The sequence below is a fragment of the Pseudomonas sp. MAFF 730105 genome, assembly GCF_055380705.1.
Window position 1 is genome coordinate 6,134,891 of record NZ_AP018438.1, and the last position, 14,820, is coordinate 6,149,710.

At 62.6% G+C, this 14,820-nt stretch carries 10 protein-coding genes; 9 read left to right on the forward strand and 1 reads right to left on the reverse strand.

Features of this window, described 5'->3' with window-relative positions:
• Positions 1-9: 9 nt before the first annotated feature.
• The 9 genes from betI to yccS all read left to right on the forward strand — a co-directional run bounded on the left by betI (position 10) and on the right by yccS (position 13,915).
• Entirely contained in the window at positions 10-630 is a 621-nt protein-coding gene (gene betI, locus PCOSP_RS27035; protein WP_139640756.1) for a transcriptional regulator BetI, read from the forward strand.
• Between the two features lie 78 nt (positions 631-708).
• On the forward strand, positions 709-2,181 hold the full coding sequence (gene betB, locus PCOSP_RS27040) for a betaine-aldehyde dehydrogenase (RefSeq protein ID WP_139640758.1): 1,473 nt from the start codon (positions 709-711) through the stop codon (positions 2,179-2,181).
• Positions 2,182-2,361: 180 nt separating this feature from the next.
• The gene (gene betA, locus PCOSP_RS27045; RefSeq protein WP_139640760.1) at positions 2,362-4,065 is read left to right on the forward strand and encodes a choline dehydrogenase; all 1,704 of its coding nucleotides are present in this window, start codon (positions 2,362-2,364) and stop codon (positions 4,063-4,065) included.
• A gap of 250 nt (positions 4,066-4,315) precedes the next feature.
• Complete coding sequence (locus PCOSP_RS27050; protein ID WP_139640763.1) at positions 4,316-5,758, forward strand: TldD/PmbA family protein; 1,443 nt, start codon at positions 4,316-4,318, stop codon at positions 5,756-5,758.
• On the forward strand, positions 5,758-7,095 hold the full coding sequence (locus PCOSP_RS27055) for a TldD/PmbA family protein (protein WP_175362362.1): 1,338 nt from the start codon (positions 5,758-5,760) through the stop codon (positions 7,093-7,095). The genes PCOSP_RS27050 and PCOSP_RS27055 overlap by 1 nt, the downstream gene beginning before the upstream one ends.
• A 108-nt stretch (positions 7,096-7,203) precedes the next feature.
• Complete coding sequence (gene mdtD / locus PCOSP_RS27060) at positions 7,204-8,631, forward strand: multidrug transporter subunit MdtD (RefSeq protein WP_139640767.1); 1,428 nt, start codon at positions 7,204-7,206, stop codon at positions 8,629-8,631.
• Between the two features lie 223 nt (positions 8,632-8,854).
• Positions 8,855-10,192 (forward strand): ATP-dependent RNA helicase DbpA, encoded by a 1,338-nt coding sequence (dbpA, locus tag PCOSP_RS27065; protein WP_231995077.1) that lies wholly within the window; start codon positions 8,855-8,857, stop codon positions 10,190-10,192.
• A gap of 147 nt (positions 10,193-10,339) precedes the next feature.
• Positions 10,340-11,518 (forward strand): BaiN/RdsA family NAD(P)/FAD-dependent oxidoreductase, encoded by a 1,179-nt coding sequence (locus PCOSP_RS27070; RefSeq protein WP_139640770.1) that lies wholly within the window; start codon positions 10,340-10,342, stop codon positions 11,516-11,518.
• Between the two features lie 213 nt (positions 11,519-11,731).
• Complete coding sequence (gene yccS, locus PCOSP_RS27075; RefSeq protein WP_175362360.1) at positions 11,732-13,915, forward strand: YccS family putative transporter; 2,184 nt, start codon at positions 11,732-11,734, stop codon at positions 13,913-13,915.
• A gap of 118 nt (positions 13,916-14,033) precedes the next feature.
• On the opposite strand, the gene PCOSP_RS27080 is transcribed toward yccS, so the two are convergent.
• Positions 14,034-14,771, reverse strand: a complete 738-nt coding sequence (locus tag PCOSP_RS27080; protein WP_175362359.1) for a substrate-binding periplasmic protein — start codon at positions 14,769-14,771, stop codon at positions 14,034-14,036.
• Between the last annotated feature and the right edge of the window lie 49 nt (positions 14,772-14,820).

Genomic DNA, 14,820 nt, shown 5'->3' on the forward strand with positions numbered 1-14,820 from the left:
ATGCACCCAATGCCCAAGGTCGGTATGCAACCCATTCGCCGCCAGCAATTGATCGAAGCCACGTTGCAGGCCGTCGATCAGGTCGGTATGGGGGACGCCAGCATTGCGCTGATCGCCCGTTTGGCCGGGGTGTCCAACGGCATCATCAGTCACTATTTCCAGGACAAGAATGGCCTGATCGCGGCTACGGCTCAGTATCTGATGACGGTGCTGAGCGAGAACGTCACCGCGCGCCGGCTGGCACTTGAGGACAAGAGCCCGCGGGCACACCTGAAAGTGATCATCGCGGCCAACTTCGACGCCAGCCAGGTCAATGGCCCGGCAATGAAAACCTGGCTGGCCTTCTGGGCCACCAGCATGCATCACCCGTCATTACACAGGTTGCAGCGGATCAACGATCACCGTCTGTATTCCAACCTGTGTTGCCAGTTCCGTCGCGCCCTGCCCCTTGATGAGGCACGCAGTGCGGCACGGGGTCTGGCCGCGCTGATTGACGGTTTGTGGCTGCGCGGGGCGCTGTCGGGAGACGCATTCGACACCGCCCAGGCACACCGGATCGCTTACGAATACATGGATTTCCAACTGGGCAAAGCAGGGGCGCCAGAGCACACAGAACCGCTCGACTCCTGAACCGCCGCCGAACCGCGTAGTCAGCTTTAGAAGACGCGCACGGAGGCAGCCAACCACTTATGCACTTGCGAGGACTTTATGGCCCGTTTCGAACTGCAAAAACTCTACATCGATGGCGCGTACAGCGATGCCAGCGGCGACGCCACTTTCGAAGCCATCAACCCTGCCAACGGTGAAGTGCTTGCCCAAGTGCAGCGTGCGACGAAAGAAGACGTCGAGCGCGCCGTGGTCAGTGCCGAAAAGGGCCAGAAAATCTGGGCCGCCATGACCGCCATGCAGCGCTCGCGGATCCTGCGTCGCGCCGTGGACATCCTGCGCGAGCGCAACGATGAGTTGGCCGCCCTGGAAACCCTGGACACTGGCAAGGCCTACTCCGAAACCCGCTACGTCGACATCGTCACCGGCGCCGACGTGCTGGAATACTACGCCGGCCTGGTGCCCGCCATCGAAGGTGAACAGATCCCGTTGCGCGACACCTCGTTCGTCTACACCCGTCGCGAGCCCCTGGGCATCGTGGCCGGGATCGGCGCGTGGAACTACCCGATCCAGATCGCGCTGTGGAAGTCCGCACCAGCCCTGGCCGCCGGCAACGCAATGATCTTCAAGCCAAGCGAAGTCACTTCGCTGACCACCTTGAAGCTGGCCGAGATCTACACCGAAGCCGGCGTTCCGCCCGGAGTCTTCAACGTGTTGACCGGCAGCGGCCGTGAAGTCGGCACCTGGCTGACCGAGCACCCGCGCATCGAGAAAGTCTCGTTCACCGGCGGCACCGACACTGGCAAGAAAGTCATGGCCAGCGCCTCGAGTTCATCGCTCAAGGACGTGACCATGGAACTGGGCGGCAAGTCGCCACTGATCATCTGCGACGACGCCGATCTGGATCGCGCCGCCGACACTGCGATGATGGCCAACTTCTACAGCTCCGGCCAGGTCTGCACCAACGGCACCCGCGTGTTCGTACCAAGCCATCTCAAAGCTGCGTTCGAAGCCAAGATCGCCGAGCGCGTGGCGCGCATCCGCATCGGCAACCCAGAGGACGAAAACACCAACTTCGGCCCGCTGGTGAGTTTCGCCCACATGGAGAGCGTGCTGGGCTACATCGAGAAGGGCAAGGCCGAAGGCGCACGCCTGCTGTGTGGCGGCAAGCGCCTGACCGACGGCGAGTTCGCCAAGGGCGCGTTCGTCGCTCCGACCGTGTTCACCGATTGCACCGACGAGATGACCATCGTGCGGGAAGAAATCTTCGGCCCGGTGATGTCGATCCTCAGCTACGAGACCGAAGAAGAAGTGATCCGCCGCGCCAATGACACCGAGTTCGGCCTGGCCGCCGGCGTCGTGACCCGCGACCTGAACCGCGCCCACCGCGTGATCCACCAACTGGAAGCCGGTATCTGCTGGATCAACGCCTGGGGCGAGTCCGACGCGAAGATGCCGGTCGGTGGCTACAAACAATCGGGCGTGGGCCGCGAAAACGGGATCAGTTCGCTGAACAACTTCACGCGCATCAAATCGGTACAGGTCGAGTTGGGCGATTACGCGTCGGTGTTCTAAAGCCCGGCTTCTGCGGTGCCTGCGAGGCCGTCATCGCGGGCAAGCCATGCTCCCACAAGGAATCTGCTGTAACACAACTGCTGTGTCTATCAGAAACCTGTGGGGGCAAAGCTTGCTCGCGATGGAGTGAAAGACACTCACCGGCCACGACCTGAACCCAATTAAAAGAGGGTGCATTTCATGTCCCAAGAATTCGATTACATCATCATCGGTGCCGGCTCCGCCGGTAACACCCTGGCCACCCGTCTGACCGAAGACGAAGGCGTCACCGTCCTGCTGCTCGAAGCCGGCGGCCCGGACTATCGCCTGGACTTTCGCACGCAGATGCCCGCCGCCCTGGCGTTCCCGCTGCAAGGTCGACGCTACAACTGGGCCTACGAAACCGATCCCGAGCCGCACATGAACGGCCGTCGCATGGAATGCGGACGCGGCAAAGGCCTGGGCGGCTCTTCGCTGATCAACGGCATGTGCTACATCCGTGGCAACGCCCTGGACTACGACAACTGGGCAAAACTGCCCGGCCTCGAAGATTGGACGTACCTGGACTGCCTGCCCTATTTCAGGAAAGCCGAAACCCGGGACATCGGCCCGAACGATTACCACGGCGGCGATGGCCCGGTCAGCGTGACCACACCCAAGCCCGGCAACAACCCGCTGTTCCACGCCATGGTCGAGGCCGGCGTGCAGGCCGGTTATCCGCGTACCGAAGATCTCAATGGCTATCAGCAGGAAGGTTTCGGCCCGATGGACCGCACCGTCACGCCGAATGGCCGACGCGCCAGCACCGCGCGCGGGTATCTGGACGTGGCCAAGAAGCGTTCGACCCTGACCATCGTCACCCATGCCCTGACCGACAAGATCCTGTTCGAAGGCAAGCGTGCCGTGGGCGTGCGTTATCTGGTGGGCGCCGCTGAAGAGCGCGTCGAAGCCCGGGCACGCAAGGAAGTGCTGTTGTGCTCAGGCGCCATCGCCTCGCCGCAGATCCTGCAACGCTCCGGCGTCGGCCCGGCCAAACTGCTGGAAAGCCTCGACATCCCGGTGGTGCACGACCTGCCGGGTGTCGGCGAAAACCTCCAGGACCACTTGGAGCTCTACCTGCAATACGCCTGCACCCAACCGGTCTCGCTGTACCCGTCGCTGCTCTGGTACAACCAACCGGCCATCGGCGCCGAGTGGTTGTTCAACGGCACCGGCATCGGTGCCAGCAACCAGTTCGAAGCCGGTGGTTTCATCCGCAGCCGTCCGGAGTTCGAATGGCCGAACATCCAGTATCACTTCCTGCCGGTGGCGATTAACTACAACGGCAGCAACGGTGTGAAGGAGCACGGTTTCCAGGCGCACATGGGTTCCATGCGCTCGCCAAGCCGTGGCCGGATCCAGGCGAAGTCCAAGGATCCCCGCCAACACCCGAGCATCCTGTTCAACTACATGGCCACCGAGCAGGACTGGCAGGAGTTCCGCGACGGCATCCGCCTGACCCGCGAGATCATGCAACAGCCGGCGCTGGACCCGTTCCGTGGACGCGAAATCAGCCCGGGCATCGAAGTGCAGACCGACGAGCAACTGGACCAGTTCATCCGCGAACACGCCGAAACCGCCTTCCATCCGTCCTGCTCGTGCAAGATGGGCACCGACGACATGGCGGTGGTGGACGGCGAAGGCCGCGTGCATGGCATGCAAGGCCTGCGAGTGGTGGATGCCTCGATCATGCCGATCATCACCACCGGCAACCTGAACGCGCCGACGATCATGATCGCAGAGAAAATCGCCGACAAGATCCGCGGCCGCAAGCCACTGCCACGCAGCACCGCGCCGTACTATGTGGCCGGCGATGCGCCGGTCAAAGGCAAGCCGGTGCGCGAGGTGGCGCCAGCCGTGCAGTAACACCCCAGCGCGGCTATCGCGAGCAGGCTCGCTCCCACACTGGATTTCGGCGGACACAAGTTTCGTGCCCGACACAGATCCCATGTGGGAGCGAGCCTGCTCGCGATGGCGCCCGACCAGACGCTGAAGCATTCCCACTCTATCCAGCCTCAAGCCTTGATCCCGCCCCGCCCCAAGCCTAATCTAGCCTCACGCAAACGTTTCACCCTCCCCCCGCAGCACCGATGCACCCTACCAAGGAGGTTCCCCGATGTTCGACTTCCACCCCCAGCTCAAGCAGCGTTTTGCTGCCTTGCGCACGGGCGCTGAATTCTTTTCCCTGCGTTATGTGCGCGAGTCCGGCCAGCATCTGTCGGTGCGCAAGAACATCGCCGAACCGCCCAGCCTGGGCCGTGACGAAGGGGCGATGCTCACCGTGCGGGTCAACGGTGTCGAAGCCTATGCGGCCACCAATGACCTGTCCCAGGCCGGTCTGCAAGCAGCCCTGGAACGGGCCGAGCAACAGGCCCGCCGGCTCAAGCCCCACGCCCTGCTCGACCTGCGCGAACAGGCGGTTGCCAGCGACCGCGCCGATTACTTCTCGCCGCATTTCGACCAGGCGTTCCCCGCCCTGAGCGATTGCTACCAATTACTCGGCGACGAATCGGCGGCGGTGCCCCAGGACGAGCGCCTGGTGAATTGGCAGGTGAGCATCGGCCTGACCCAGGTCGAACAGATCTACCTCAACAGTGCCGGTGCCGAGTTGCGCCAGGCCCAGCGTTTCATCTACCCGGCTCTGGACGTCACCGCCTTCGACGGTCATGACAGCCAGACCCGCACCCTGGGCCGCGAGAACTTCGGCCAGCAAGGCGGCTTCGATGTGATCAACCGCTGCGGTCTCATCGGGGCCGGGCCGAAAATTGCCGATCAGGCCCTGCAATTGCTGATGGCGCCGAACACGCCGCAAGGCCCGCGGGACCTGCTGTTGATGCCCGACCAGATGATGTTGCAGATCCACGAGTCCATCGGCCACCCACTGGAGCTGGACCGCATCCTGGGGGACGAGCGCAACTACGCCGGCACCAGCTTCGTCAAGACCAGCGACTTCGGCCATTTGCAGTACGGCTCCAAGCTGCTGAACGTGACGTTCGACCCGGACATTCCCGAGGAACTGGCGAGTTACAGCCATGACGACGACGGCAGCCTCGCCAGCAAGCAGTTCCTCATCCGCGAAGGCTTGCTGCTGCGCCCATTGGGCGGCGCGCTGTCACAGTTTCGCGCAGGCCTGGACGGCGTCGCCAACAGCCGCGCCTGCGGCTGGAACCGCCCGCCCATCGACCGCATGGCGAACCTGAACATCGAACCGGGCGATCAGTCCCTGGAGCAGTTGATCCAGGGCATCGAACACGGCGTGCTGATGCGCACCAACCGCTCCTGGTCCATCGACGATGCCCGCAACAAATTCCAGTTCGGCTGCGAATGGGGCCAGTTGATCGAGAACGGTGAGCTCAAGGGTGTGGTGAAGAATCCCAACTACCGCGGCATTTCCGCGCAATTCTGGAAGAGCCTGCGGGCCGTGGGCGATGCCAGTACCTCCCAGGTGCTGGGCACGCCGAACTGCGGCAAGGGCGAGCCGAACCAGGTCATCCGCGTCGGCCATGCGTCGCCAGCCTGCGTGTTCAGAGACGTTGATGTGTTTGGGGGGGACGCTTGATGAGTACCGTCAACAATCAGGCCGAGGCATTCAAGACGCTGGTCGACTGGCTACGCGCTGCGTTGCATGGGTCCGAACAATTCACCTTGGGCTACGCCGCTGAGTCCTCGGCCTTCGTGCGTTTCAACCATGGCAAGGTGCGTCAGGCCGGGCAGGTGCAACAGGCCAATGTGAATTTCAAACTGATCGACGACGGGCGCCATGCCGACCTGCAGATCACCTTGTCCGGCGAAACCGAGACAGACCTGCAACGTTTGAGCGAAGGCCTGCAACAGCTGCGCGATACCCTGCCGCTATTGCCCCGGGATCCTTATCTACTGCTCAACCATAATCACTGGCAGAGCAACAATGTGCAGGACCATCCGTTGCCGGAGACCGAACAGGCCGTGGACGAAATCGCCCGAGCCGCCGAAGGCCTGGACCTGGTGGGGATCTACGCCGCCGGCCCCATCAGCCGCGGTTTCGCCAGTTCTTCGGGGGCATTTGGCTGGCATCAGGCCAACAGTTTCAACTTCGACTTCAGCCTGTTCCACGAAAACGGCCAGGCAGTGAAAGCCAGCTACGCCGGCCATGAGTGGAGCAGCGAAGGATTTGCCAAGCGCTTTGCCCAGGCCCGCGAGCAACTGGCGTTTCTCGGCCGGCCGCTGCGCACACTGCCACCCGGTGAGTATCGTGCCTACCTGGCACCGGCCGCGCTGGAAGAGATCATGGGCATGCTCAGTTGGGGCGGGTTCTCGGCCCGGGCAATTGCCAGCAAACAGAGCCCGTTGCAGAAGTTCTACGCCGACGAGTCCACCTTCAGCCCCGTCGTAGGGCTGAGCGAGCAGGTGAGTGGCTCCTTGAGCCCGGCGTTTTCCGATGAAGGCTATCCGCGCGATGACCTGACGCTGATCGCCAAGGGCAAGGCCAACGCCCGGTTGGTCAATTCACGCAGCGCCGCCGAATACGGCCTCACCGCCAACGGCGCGAGCAGCTACGAATACCCTTCGGCGCTGGTCATGCAGGAAGGCCAGTTGGAGCAGGAGGACATTCTCGAGCGCCTCGGCACCGGTTTGTACATCAGCAACCTCTGGTACCTGAACTACTCGGACCAGCCAGCGGCACGCATGACCGGCATGACTCGCTTCGCCACGTTCTGGGTCGAGAACGGCCAGATCCAGGCACCGGTCAGCACCATGCGCTTCGACGACAGCGTCTATAGCCTGCTCGGCTCGCAACTCGAAGGCCTGACCCGGGAGCGGGAACTTCTACTCTCGGCCAGCACCTACAGCCAGCGGGCCACAGCCTCGATGCTGTTGCCGGGGGCGTTGGTCAAGCGGTTGACGTTGACCCTGTAAAGCATCGCGGGCAAGCCTTGCTCCCACAAGGGCAATGACATCCGGTGGGAGCAAGGCTTGCCCGCGATAAAGCCACCACGAACACCCTGAGACACAGCAAGAGGCCCCATGCCCAACCGTGCACCGCTCGACGCAACCACCGCCCGCTGGCTTCCGTGGGTCGTGGCGATCGCTTTCTTCATGCAGTCCCTCGACGGGACGATCCTCAATACCGCCCTGCCCGCCATGGCCAGTGACCTGGCAGAGAACCCGCTGCGCATGCAGGGCGTGATCATCGCCTACATGCTCACAGTGGCGCTGTTGATCCCGGCCTCGGGCTGGATCGCCGACCGCTTCGGCACCAAGAAAATCTTCTTCGGCGCGATCCTGTTGTTCAGCTTCGGCTCGCTGCTGTGTGCCTTGTCCAGCTCCCTGACGATGCTGGTCGGCGCCCGGGTCATTCAGGGCCTGGGCGGCGCACTGATGCTGCCAGTCGGCAGGCTGGTAGTGCTGCGGGCCTATCCGCGCTCGGAACTGGTGCGGATCATGGGTTTCATCACCATTCCTGGCCTGCTCGGCCCGCTGATCGGCCCGACCATGGGCGGCTGGATGGTGCAATACCTGACCTGGCACTGGATCTTCATCATCAACCTGCCGGTAGGGGTGATCGGCTGCTACGCGGTGTGGAAATTCATCCCGGACCTGCGCGGCAGCGAGCGCACCCGCTTTGACGGCGTGGGTTTCCTGCTGTTCGGCGCGGCGATGGTGCTGATCACCATTGCCATGGAGGGCCTCGGCGAGCTGCACTTGCCACACCTGCGGGTGATGTTGCTGCTGTTCGGCGGCCTGGCCTGCCTGGCGGCTTATTGGCTGCGAGCCGGACATGTCGAGAATCCGCTGTTCGCGCCGTCGCTATTCAAGACTCGGACCTTCGCGGTGGGCATCCTTGGCAATCTGTTCGCCCGCCTGGGCAGCGGCGCCCTGCCCTTCCTGGTGCCGCTGCTGCTGCAAGTGGCCCTGGGTTATTCACCGTCCCAGGCCGGGATGAGCATGCTGCCCCTGGCGGCGGCGGCCATGGTCGCCAAATCCGTGGCCCGGCCATTGATCGAGCGGCTGGGCTATCGCATCGTCCTGACCGGAAATACCCTGGCCCTGGGCGTGATGCTGGCGAGCATGGGGTTGGTCAGCGAACAGACCCCGTACTGGCTGCTGTTGGCGCAACTGGCGGTACTGGGGGCGATCAACTCGCTGCAATTCACAGCGATGAACACCGTGACCCTGATCGACCTGGACGATGCCAGCGCCAGCAGCGGCAACAGCCTGCTGTCCGTGGTGGCGCAACTGTCCTTGAGCCTCGGCGTCGCCTGTGCCGGCGCCCTGCTCGGCGGTTTTACGGCCCAGGTGGGTAACGATGGGGTCGACACGGTGCTGGGCGCGTTCCAACTGACGTTCGTGACGGTGGGGGTCATGGCGATGCTGGCGGCGACGATTTTCTCCCAGTTGTCGAAGCAGGACGGGCGGCGGCAGAAACGTCACGATGAGCATATCGAGCATTAACCCAAGCTTGAGTGGCTTCGGTAAGTTTTTGTGGCGAGGGGATAAATCCCCTCGCCACAGGTTAATCACCCAGCCTTCCAAGAGCCCCATGGCTCGCACAGCTCGTCCAGAACTTTCGAAGAAAGTGGCACGAGGCTGCTACACTGCGCGACATTTTGTTTTGCAGGCCTGTCCCGTGACCACCATTGCCACCGCTTTCAACACTTTGCCGCTGTCCGCCGCCATGCTGGCTAACCTCGAATCTCTCGGTTATGCCCAGATGACGCCGATCCAGGCGCAGAGCTTGCCGGTGATCCTCAAGGGCCTGGACCTGATTGCCCAGGCCAAGACCGGCAGCGGCAAGACTGCGGCGTTCGGTATCGGCCTGCTGAATCCGATCAATCCGCGCTACTTCGGCTGCCAGGCGCTGGTCATGTGCCCGACCCGCGAATTGGCCGACCAGGTCGCCAAGGAAATCCGCCGCCTGGCCCGTGCCGAGGACAACATCAAGGTCCTGACCCTGTGTGGCGGCGTATCCTTCGGCCCGCAGATCGCCTCCCTCGAACATGGCGCCCACATCATTGTCGGCACGCCGGGACGCATCCAGCAGCACCTGCGCAAAGGCTCGCTGGTACTCGACGGCCTCAACACGCTGATCCTCGACGAAGCCGACCGCATGCTCGACATGGGTTTCTACGACGCCATCGAAGACATCATCCAGCAGACCCCGGAGCGTCGCCAGACGCTGCTGTTTTCCGCCACGTACCCGGTGGGCATCAAGCAGCTGTCGTCCAAGTTCATGCGTGATCCGCAACAGGTGAAGGCCGAGGCACTGCATTCCGACGCGCAGATCGAGCAGCGTTTCTACGAGATCTCTCCCGAGGAGCGCATGGACGCGGTGGTCAAGGTACTGGCGCACTTCCGTCCGGCCTCTTGCGTGGCGTTCTGCTTCACCAAGCAACAGGTCCAGGAAACCGTCGACCATCTGACGTCCAAAGGCATTTCCGCCGTCGGCCTGCATGGCGACCTGGAGCAGCGCGACCGCGACCAGGTGCTGGCGATGTTCGCCAACCGCAGTACGTCGGTGCTGGTGGCCACCGACGTGGCGGCCCGTGGCCTCGATATCGATGCCCTGGACATGGTGATCAACGTCGAGCTGGCCCGGGACTCGGAAATCCATATCCACCGCGTCGGCCGCACCGGCCGCGCCGGGGAAACCGGTGTTGCCATCAGCCTGGTAGCGCCCTCCGAAGCCCACCGCGCCCAGGCCATCGAGCAACTGCAAAAGGCACCGCTGAGCTGGGACCAGCTGGACAACCTCAAGCCCCAGGGCGGCGGCCCACTGCTGCCAGCCATGAGCACCCTGTGCATCGCCGCCGGTCGCAAGGACAAGGTTCGCCCCGGCGACATCCTCGGCGCCCTGACTGGCGACGCGGGCATCCCCGGCACCCAGGTCGGCAAGATCGCGATTTTCGATTTCCAGGCTTACGTGGCCGTTGAACGCGGGATCGCCAAACAGGCACTCAAGCGCCTGAACGAAGGCAAGATCAAGGGACGTTCGTTGCGGGTGCGAATCCTGTAACCATCCCAACCAACGAAGTTCCCCTGTGGGAGCGAGCCTGCTCGCGATTGCGGCGGGTCAGCCAACCTTTATTTGACTGACACACCGCAATCGCGAGCAGGCTCGCTCCCACAATGGGTTTTGTGGCGAGACTGAGAGGACACCGTTTTGCGCTCTACCGAAGTCGTGATCATTGGCGCTGGCGCCGCAGGGTTGATGTGCGCGTTGACCGCTGCGGGGCGCGGACGGCAGGTGATGTTGCTGGACCATGCCAACAAGGCCGGCAAGAAAATCCTCATGTCCGGCGGTGGACGCTGCAATTTCACCAATATGTACACCGAGCCGGGCAACTTCCTCTCGCAGAACCCGCACTTCTGCAAATCGGCCCTGGCCCGCTACACCCAATGGGACTTCATCGCTCTGGTGGCCAAGCACGGCGTGCCGTATCACGAGAAAAAACTCGGCCAGTTGTTCTGCGATAACAAGTCCAGCGACATTCTCGGCGTACTTCTGGACGAGTGCGAACAGGTCGGGGTCAATCTGCACCTGGACACCTCGATCGAGCACATCGAGAAAACCGACGGCGGCTATCGGCTGCAAACCACCCTCGGCGTCATCGCCTGCCAATCCCTGGTGATCGCCACCGGCGGCCTGTCGATCCCGACCCTGGGGGCAACCGGCTTTGGCTATCAGGTCGCCAGGCAGTTCGGCCACCAGCTATTGCCAACCCGCGCCGGCCTGGTGCCGTTCACCATTACTGATCAGCTCAAGGCCTTGTGCACCGAACTCTCGGGCACTTCGGTCGATTGCCTGGTGAGCTGCAACGACCAGAGTTTTCGCGAAAACATCCTGTTCACCCATCGTGGCCTCAGCGGTCCGGCCATCCTGCAGATCTCGTCGTTCTGGGAGCCGGGGGACACGGTGCAGATCAACCTGCTGCCGGACCACGACGTGCCCCAATGGCTGCAACAACAGCAGGCCGAGCGCCCCAACAGCGAACTGAAAACCCTCTTGGGCGAGTTGTTCACCAAGAAAATGGCCAACCTGCTGGCCGATACCTGGTTCGTCTCCAAACCCATGAAGCAATACACCCACGCGGAACTGGCGGACATTGCCGAGAAACTGGCGAGCTGGAACGTCATCCCGGCCGGCACCGAAGGCTATCGCACCGCCGAGGTCACCCTGGGTGGCGTCGACACACGGGAAGTCTCATCCAAGACCATGGAATCGCTGAAAAGCCCCGGGCTGTACTTCATCGGCGAAGTGCTGGACGTCACCGGTCACCTGGGCGGGTTCAACTTCCAGTGGGCCTGGGCTTCGGGCTATGCCGCCGCACAATACGTCTGACTACCTGTCCTGTGGGAGCGAGCCTGCTCGCGATAGCGGTGGTTCAGTTGGTAATGAATTGACTGACACGCCGCTATCGCGAGCAGGCTCGCTCCCACAGGGTTAAGTGTCGGATGACGGAACACTTTTTGCTGTCAGATGTGATCGCCGCCATTGCGTCGGCGTCATTACTGCCTCAATTTAGTGTCATCGCCCGTCAGGCCCTTGCATTTCATGTCATCGACCTCGTTCCGCCAGTCTCTGCGTCGCCTTTGGGCGTTGGATAAATTCAGTTATAGCGTGCGGGTGTTCATCGCCCTGACCGGCAGCATGGCGCTGTGCTGGTACCTGGATGAGATGACGCTGCTGATTCCCTTGTTCCTGGGCATCATCGCCAGCGCCCTGGCCGAGACTGACGACAACTGGCAGGGCCGCCTCAATGCGCTCGCTGTGACCCTGGTCTGCTTCACCGTCGCGGCATTGTCGGTGGAGCTGCTGTTTCCCTATCCCATCCTCTTCATCATCGCCTTTGCCCTGGCGAGTTTCGGCCTGACCATGCTCGGCGCCCTGGGCGAGCGCTATGGCGCGATTGCCTCGGCCACCTTGATCCTGTCGGTCTACACCGTGATTGGCGTGGACCAGCGCGGTGGCGCGGTCACCGATTTCTGGCACGAACCCTTGCTGCTGGTGGCCGGCGCGGCGTGGTACGGCATGCTCTCGGTACTGTGGCATGTCTTGTTTTCCAACCAGCCGGTGCAACAGAGCCTGGCACGATTGTTCCGCGAGCTGGGGCGTTACCTGAAGCTCAAGTCGTCGCTGCTCGAACCGGTCCGCCAGTTGGATATCGAAGCACGACGCCTGGAACTGGCCCAACAGAATGGCCGCGTGGTGGCGGCCCTCAACGCGGCGAAGGAAATCATCCTGCATCGCGTCGGCAACGGTCGCCCGGGCTCGAAGGTCAGTCGTTACCTGAAGTTGTACTTCCTGGCCCAGGATATCCATGAGCGTGCCAGTTCCTCCCACTACCCCTACAACGCCCTGGCCGAGGCGTTCTTTCACAGCGACGTACTGTTCCGCTGCCAGCGCCTGCTGCGCCAGCAAGGCAAAGCCTGCCAGGCGCTGGCCGAATCGATCCAGATGCGCCAGCCGTTCGTCTACGATGATCACTTCGCCGAGGCCCTGAACGACCTGCACGCATCCCTGGAACACTTGCGCATCCAGAGCAATCCGGCCTGGCGTGGCCTGTTGCGTTCGTTGCGGGCTTTGTCGGCGAACCTCGGCACGCTTGACCGTTTGCTCAGCGACGCCAGCAACCCCGATGCCCTGGCCGACGCTACTGACAGCAGCCTGCTGGACCGCTCGCCACACAGCCTCAAGGATGTCTGGCTACGCCTGCGCACGCAGCTCACACCGACTTCGCTACTGTTCCGTCATGCCCTGCGCCTGCCCCTGGCGCTGAGCGTTGGCTACGCGATGGTGCACTGGATTCACCCGTCCCAGGGCTACTGGATCGTCCTCACCACACTGTTCGTCTGCCAGCCCAACTACGGCGCCACCCGGCGCAAACTCGGTCAGCGGATCATCGGCACCGCCATTGGCCTGACAGTGGCCTGGGCGCTGTTCGACCTGTTCCCCAACCCGCTGGTGCAGTCGTGCTTCGCCATTGCCGCCGGGGTGGTGTTCTTCACCAACCGCACGACCCGCTACACCCTGGCGACCGCCGCGATCACCGTCATGGTGCTGTTCTGCTTCAACCAGGTCGGCGACGGCTATGGCCTGTTGCTGCCACGGTTGTTCGATACCTTGCTCGGCAGCCTGATCGCCGGCCTGGCGGTGTTCCTCTTCCTGCCGGACTGGCAGGGCCGCCGACTGAACAAGGTCCTGGCCAACACGCTGACCTGCAACAGCATCTACCTGCGCCAGATCATGCACCAGTACGCCGCCGGCAAAAGTGACGACCTGGCCTATCGCCTGGCCCGACGCAATGCCCACAACGCCGACGCGGCGTTGTCCACGACACTGGCGAACATGCTGATGGAGCCGGGGCATTTCCGTAAGGAAGCCGACGTCGGGTTCCGTTTCCTGGTGTTGTCCCACACCTTGCTCAGCTACCTGTCGGGCCTGGGTGCCCACCGGGGGACCGAACTGCCAACGGATGTGCGCGAGCAGTTGATAGACGGCGCAGGGGTGAAGCTGGCCTCCAGCATCGACGAAATCGCCCAGGGACTGGCGACCAAAACGTCGATCGTGATCCAGAGCGACGAGGAAGAAGCCCTGGCCAACGAGCTTGAGCAGATGCCCGACGAAATCGATGAGGGCCAGCGGCTGGTGCAGACGCAACTGGCGTTGATCTGCCGTCAGCTTGGACCGTTGCGGACGCTGGCGGCGCATCTCATCAAGGATACGAGCGAAGCCTGAAAGCTGCGGCGGTCAATCGGGGCCCATCGCGAGCAGGCTCGCTCCCACAGGGTATGCATTCCAATGTGGGAGCGAGCCTGCTTGCGATTGGGACCAGTATGGGCAGCGCAAAACTCGCTCACATACCGTGCATTTCCAGGATCCGCGCATAACTCCCATCCGCCTTCATCGCTGCGATCTCCCGATCGAACCCCGCCACGATCTGCTCATGCTCCGGGTTCTTCAGGCTGACCAGGATATGCAGGCTGTTTTCGCTCAACGGCTTGGGCAGGAACTCCACGGAATTACGCACCTTGGGCGATTCGCGGGCCAGGTAATAACGAGCGACATACTCGTCTTCCAGCGTCAACTTCACGCGGTCGGCAGCCACCATGCGCACCGCCATCGCAAAGTTATGCACGGGGACCTTCTGCATTTGCTGGTCCTCATCGAACGTCTTGGAATAGGCATAACCGCGAACCACGGCGATAGGGTAGTCGTATAGCTGTTGCAGGTTGTCGAACTGGATCGGAGCATCCTTGCGCTTGAGAAAGCGCACGCGATTGAGCAGGTATTCGGCCGAGAACTGGCCTATATGAGTGCGCTCCTCGCTGTACCAGGCGTTGACCAACACGTCATAACGCCCTTCGCCGATGCCCAGCATCGCCCGGGCCCAAGGCACCTGTTCAAACTCGGTGGCATAACCGGCACGCGCCAGGGCGGTGCTGACGATATCGGTCGCCAGGCCACCATTGACCAGCGTTGAGTCGGTAAAGGGTGGCCATCCATCCGCAACCAGGCGCAATTTCTGCGCACAGGCGTTGTGACTCAACAACAGCAACCCAATCAAAACAAGAGCTCGGTGCAATCGCGGCATGCCATACATCCTTGAAGGTTGCGAAGCCCATGTTTTTTGCCGAAATTCG